We start from the raw sequence: 5,947 nt of genomic DNA, 5'->3' as shown, positions 1-5,947 counted from the left end.
GGAAGATCGAGGCGTTCTGCGTCGGATCGCAACTTCAGGCGTATGAGCAAACCATTTACCTGTCAGAAGATCGGTTGGGATCGGTTAGCTTGCGATGTCTGTGCAGCTGTCCGGTTGCACTGGACTGCAAGCACAGCGCAGCGGTGCTCTATCACCTGCTGGGCACTGGCGAGGATGCGTCTGGAAGTGACGCGCAGACCCCGTTGGGACGAGCGCTGGAGCATTGGCTTTCGACAATTCCCGTGCCGGCCAAGCCCGCTGAAGAAAGTGCGCAAACCGCAGGTACGCGTCTGTTTTACAAGCTCAAACCGACGTCTGCGAACGGCAAGTGGCTGCTGGATATTTTCAAGGTCTACCAGCTCAAGAGCGGCGAGTTACGCGAAGTCAAACCGATGTACTCGCTCGCGGAAATGCTCATGCGCCAGCCGGGTTATCTGTCCGAGCTGGATCTGCGCATCGCCCGGCTGTTGGTCGCCATGCATTCCCATCACGCCTATTACAGCGGCTATCCGCTGGAAGGCAGCAGTGGTGCCGAACTGCTGGAAATGCTCCTGCGCACCTCGCGGCTGTTCCTCGACTTCGAAGACCTGCGAGCGCTGACACCGGGGGCGAAACGCGTCGGTCTGTTCTCTTGGGCCGAGCAGGCTGACGGCGGATTCCGCGCGCAATGGAGCAGTGCCGAAGCCGCGCAGGAAACCGTGCTGGCGCTGGAGCCGCTTTATTACCTTGATCGTGAGCAGCGCCAGGTTGGCCCGCTGTTCACTGAGCTGGAAGAAAAACTCGCCTGCCATTTGACCCTGGCGCCAGACATTCCGGCGCGTCAGGCCATGCAGTTCAGCCATCGTATGAGCGCGGCGACCCAAATTGCGCCACCACACAAGCTCACCGAACGGATCATCGATGACGTGCTGCCGCAGCCGCAACTGACCCTGGTCAGCGGTCGAGAACGCTCGCGCTGGGAATATGTGCTGGAGCACCGCGCCGCTCTGCTGTTTACCTACAACGGTCATCCGGCGGTGGATCGCAACCCGGAAGTGATGATCCTCAACGGCAGCGAAACCCAGCGCATTCAGCGTCAACCTGCGCTGGAAAAGAAGCTGCGCCAGAACCTGCAAAAACATGGCTTCAAGAAAGCCACGCGCAAGAGTGCAATGGATCGTCTTGGCGAGATGTTTACCTTGCCGGATGATTCCGCCTGGCTCGGGTTCATGCACGAAGGGCTGGCCACGCTGCGCGCCGCAGATTGGAAAATCGAGATCAGTCCCGGTTTCCATTTCGATGTACAACCGGTTGAACAGTGGTACGCCGAGGTCGAAGAAGAGGCCACGCATCAGTGGTTTGATCTGCAGTTGGGTATCGTCGTCAACGGCGAACGTTACAGCTTGCTGCCGATCCTTCTGCACCTGTTGCGGACCCAGCCGCGCTTGCTCGACCCGGTCAATCTGGCGCAGCGCAGCGATGATGAAAAACTCCTGATCGAGCTCAAGCCCAGCGGTTTTGGCGAGCCGGCGGGCGCCAAAGTCGCGTTGCCGCTGAGTCGGGTCAAACCGCTGATGGAGACGCTGGGCGAGCTGTACCTGGGCGGCCATCAGGGTGATGCGCTGCGCTTGACCGCTCCAGACGCCGCGCGTCTGAGTATGCTCGATGGCGTGCCGCTGGATTGGCAGGGCGGCGAACGTCTGCGCACTTTTGCCAAGCGTCTGCAGAATTCCAGTCACGCCCAGGTTGCTGCGCCGGCCGGCCTCAACGCGCAGCTGCGTCCGTATCAGCTCGAAGGCTTGAACTGGATGCAGACCCTGCGCGAGCTGGAGGTCGGCGGCATTCTGGGCGATGACATGGGCTTGGGTAAAACCCTACAGACCCTGGCGCATCTGCTCACGGAAAAACACGCCGGGCGTCTGGACTGTCCGGCACTGGCGGTGATGCCCACCAGCCTGATTCCCAACTGGCTCGACGAAGCCGAGCGCTTCACGCCGCAGTTGAAAGTCCTGGCGCTGCACGGCACCGGGCGGCAAAAGGACTTTGCCAATCTGGGCGAATACGACTTGGTGCTGACCACTTACGCATTGCTGCCCAGGGATCTGGAAATCTTGCAGCCGCAGTCGTGGAGCGTGCTGATTCTCGACGAGGCGCAGAACATCAAGAACCCGCTGAGCAAAGCCGCCCAGGCCGCCCGTGACTTGCAGGCCCGTCAGCGCTTGTGTCTGAGCGGTACGCCGCTGGAAAACCACCTCGGTGAGCTGTGGTCACAGTTCCATTTCCTCATGCCCGGCTGGCTCGGCGACAGCAAATCCTTCAACCGCGATTACCGCACGCCGATCGAGAAGCACGGCAATGTCCAGCGCATGCAGCACCTGACCGCGCGCATCAAGCCGTTTTTGCTGCGGCGCAAGAAGGATCAGGTCGCCACCGAGTTGCCACCGAAAACCGAGATCATTCATTGGGTCGAACTCAGCGATGGTCAGCGCGACGTCTATGAGACGGTGCGTGTGGCGATGGACAAAAAGGTCCGCGACGAAATCGCCCGCAGCGGCGTGGCGCGCAGTCAGATCATCATCCTCGATGCGCTGCTCAAGCTGCGCCAGGTCTGCTGCGATCTGCGCCTGGTCAATATGCCGCTGACGGCGAAGGCGTTGCGCTCGGGCAGCGGCAAGCTGATCAGCCTGATGGAGATGCTTGAAGAATTGCTCGGTGAAGGGCGGCGCATTCTGCTGTTCTCGCAGTTCACCTCGATGCTGGCGCTGATCGAGCAGGAGTTGCAGCAGCGCGGTCTTGCCTACTCGTTGCTGACCGGCGACACCACCGACCGGCGCACGCCGGTGAGGGATTTCCAGGGCGGCAAGGTGCCGTTGTTCCTGATCAGCCTCAAGGCCGGGGGCACTGGTCTGAACCTGACGGCGGCGGACACGGTGATTCACTTCGATCCGTGGTGGAACCCGGCGGTGGAGAATCAGGCGACTGATCGGGCGTATCGCATCGGGCAGAACAATCCGGTGTTCGTCTACAAGTTGATTGCCAAAGGCACCGTCGAAGAGAAGATCCAGGCGTTGCAGCAGGAGAAAGCGGCGCTGGCCGGGGCGGTGCTTGAGGGTGGCACGACGGGCGGATTCAAACTGGAGCAGAGTGATATCGAGGCGCTGTTTGCGCCGTTGCCGGTTTCCAGAGGTTGAAGGGTTTGAATCGCGGTGTGGCCATTCGCGAGCAGGCTCGCTCCCACATTTGATCTTCAGTGAATCTGGATCGTGTGGGATCGAGCCTGCTCGCGAAAGCTATCTGATCAGCGACGCCGACTTCAACGCTTGTCGATCTTGTCCGGCAACGGCGCAAACAGCGCTTCAATATCATCGCTCTGCAACTTCCAGTCCCCGGCCTTGCGCCCATCGAGCACGCCCGCTGCCAGGTCAGACTTTTCCTTCTGCAGGTGCTGAATCTTCTCTTCCACTGTGCCCCGGGCAATCATCTTGTAGACGAACACCGGTTTTTCCTGGCCAATACGATACGCCCGGTCAGTCGCCTGATTCTCGGTTGCCGGGTTCCACCACGGGTCGTAGTGAATCACCGTATCGGCTTCGGTGAGGTTCAAACCGACACCGCCAGCCTTCAGGCTGATCAGGAAGATCTGGCGCGTGCCGCTCTGGAATTCCTTCACCGGTGTGCGCCGGTCACGGGTCTGGCCAGTGAGAAGGGCGTAAGCGATCTTGCGTTTTTTCAATTCCTCTTCGATCAATGTCAGCATCGAAGTGAATTGCGAGAACAGCAGGATTCGCCGGCCTTCTTCGAACAGTTCCTCAAGCATTTCCATCAGGCTGTCGAGCTTGCCCGAAGTGCTGCCGCGTGCGGGCAGGGTGGCGTCGTTGACCAGGCGCAGATCGCAGCAGACCTGGCGCAGCTTGAGCAATGCTTCGAGAATGATGATCTGACTGCGTGCCACGCCTTTGCGAGTGATCTCGTCACGGACCTTCTTGTCCATCGCCAAGCGCATGGTTTCGTACACGTCGCGCTGCGCTTCGTTGAGTTCGACCCAATGAATGATTTCGGTTTTCGGCGGCAGCTCGGTGGCGACCTGCTCTTTGGTGCGGCGCAGCAGAAACGGTTTTATCCGACCGTTGAGGTGTTGCAGTCTGACTTCACTGCCGCGCTTTTCGATCGGCACGCGGTAATCGGCATTGAAGCTTTTCACGTCGCCGAGCCAGCCCGGCAGCAGGAAGTGGAACAGCGACCACAGCTCGCCCAAGTGGTTTTCCAGCGGCGTGCCGCTGAGGCACAGGCGCTGGCGCGCGTTCAGCTCGCGGGCGGCCTGGGCGGCTTTGCTGTTGGGGTTCTTGATGTATTGCGCTTCGTCCAGCACCAGCACGTGCAGCGGCTGTTTGGCCAGGCGCTCAAGGTCCTTGGGCAACAGGGCGTAAGTGGTGAGGATCAGGTCGAAGTCGGCCAGATTGTCGAAGTATTTCTTGCGCGTGGCGCCATACAGGGCGAGCACTTTCAGTTGCGGGGTGAAGTGCGCCGCTTCATCTAGCCAGTTCGGAATCAGGCTGGTCGGCATCACCACCATGCACGGACGATCGAGGCGTCCGGCGTTCTTCTCGCTGAGAATATGCGCCAGGGTCTGTAGGGTTTTGCCCAGGCCCATGTCATCCGCAAGAATCCCGCCGACCTCCAGTTGCCGCAGCGATTGCATCCAGCTCAAGCCTTCAAGCTGATACGGGCGCAGCGTCGCGTTCAAGCCTTGCGGCGCTTGGGCGCTGAAATCTCGGATGTCGCGCAGGCGCTGGGCGAAGGTGCGCATCTGCTCGCCGCCTTCCCACAACAGCGGCAGGCCTTCCAGCGAATTGAGCCGGGTGGCGTCAGCCTTGCTCAGACGCAGGGTGGTTTCGCCCGGCTCCTGCAAATAGAACTCGCCCAAGGTCATCAATACCGGCTTCAAGCGACCGAGGGGCAGCGCCACTTGCAACGGCCCATGCTCGCTGCTGCGTTGCGGAATGTTCACCAGAATCAGCTCGTCATCGCGACGCCGGGCGAGGCGTTCCGGGTTGAGGATCTCGGTGTGCGAGCGCATCAGATTCAGCAGGATCGGCAGCAGGCTCAGGCGTTCGCCGTTGACAATGATGCCCAGCTCCAGATCAAACCAGTCGCGCTCCGGCGCCTGTTCGACGGTGGCGTACCAGTCGTCGACGGCGGTCAGGTCGAAGCCGAATTCCTCATCGATCTGCAACTCCCAGCCCTGGCTGCGCAACTTCGGCAAGTCATTCAGGGTGAAAGTCAGCCAGGCGCTATCGTTGACCATCTCGTAGAGTTCGCCGGCGCTTTCCGGCAGGGCTTTGCTCTGCCTTGTCGCGATGCGGAAACCGAGGATGCGCAACTGTTCGCGGTAGGACTGTTCGACATCCGGGTGGCGTTTTATCCGCAGGGTCTGCGCTTCCTGACGGATCAGGATATCGCTGTGTTTTTGCCCGCTGACGTATTCGTCCAAATAACTGAACGACAGCGCCGCGCGGTGCTGAATGTAGCGCTGCATCTTGCCGTTGCGCGGCTCGAAGGCGCTGAACTCGACGCTCGCCAGCCACAGGCGCGGCACCGGCTGCACGTTGTCCACCAGCAGTTGCGGTGGCGCTTTCGGGCTGCGGTTTTCCAGCACGGCCTGGAGCTTCTCCAGCAGCTCGGCATCTTTAGCGGCGGCGGGGTAGTCGAGGGTTTCCTGGATTTTCAGCAGCACCGCCGCGCAGTGTTTGCAGTTGCTGCGCACCGGACAGGTGCATGTGGCGTCGACCAGCAACAGCGTCGCTTTGGCTGACTCGCGCAGATGGATGGTCTGCCGGTAGACACTGCCGCCAGATCCTTCGCAACTGGCGGTGATGGTCGCATCGCCGACCTGGGCGATGCGCACCCGATTCTCCAAAGCGTAGCGGCGGCCGCGCTCCAGACTCTGTTCTTTGAATCGGCTGACCCA

At 60.8% G+C, this 5,947-nt stretch carries 2 protein-coding genes; one reads left to right on the top strand and one right to left on the bottom strand.

Annotated elements, in window-relative coordinates:
• Positions 1-827 precede the first annotated feature (827 nt).
• Positions 828-3,170, top strand: a complete 2,343-nt coding sequence (locus OQK_RS28595; protein ID WP_443216346.1) for a DEAD/DEAH box helicase — start codon at positions 828-830, stop codon at positions 3,168-3,170.
• Between the two features lie 122 nt (positions 3,171-3,292).
• Here OQK_RS28595 and OQK_RS28590 read toward each other — a convergent pair.
• On the bottom strand, positions 3,293-5,947 hold a 2,655-nt coding region (locus OQK_RS28590), incomplete at its 5' end, for an SNF2-related protein (protein WP_016775485.1).

The sequence above is a fragment of the Pseudomonas sp. R62 genome, assembly GCF_000257605.1.
GTDB lineage: Bacteria > Pseudomonadota > Gammaproteobacteria > Pseudomonadales > Pseudomonadaceae > Aquipseudomonas > Aquipseudomonas atacamensis.
Note: the sequence above shows the minus strand (reverse complement) of the source record. Positions and strands in the feature narration are given on the sequence as shown.

Excerpts from the sequence above, each read along its gene's own strand:
- OQK_RS28595 (WP_443216346.1), top strand. The coding sequence starts at position 828 with ATGCAGTTCAGCCATCGTATGAGCGCGGCGACCCAAATTGCGCCACCA.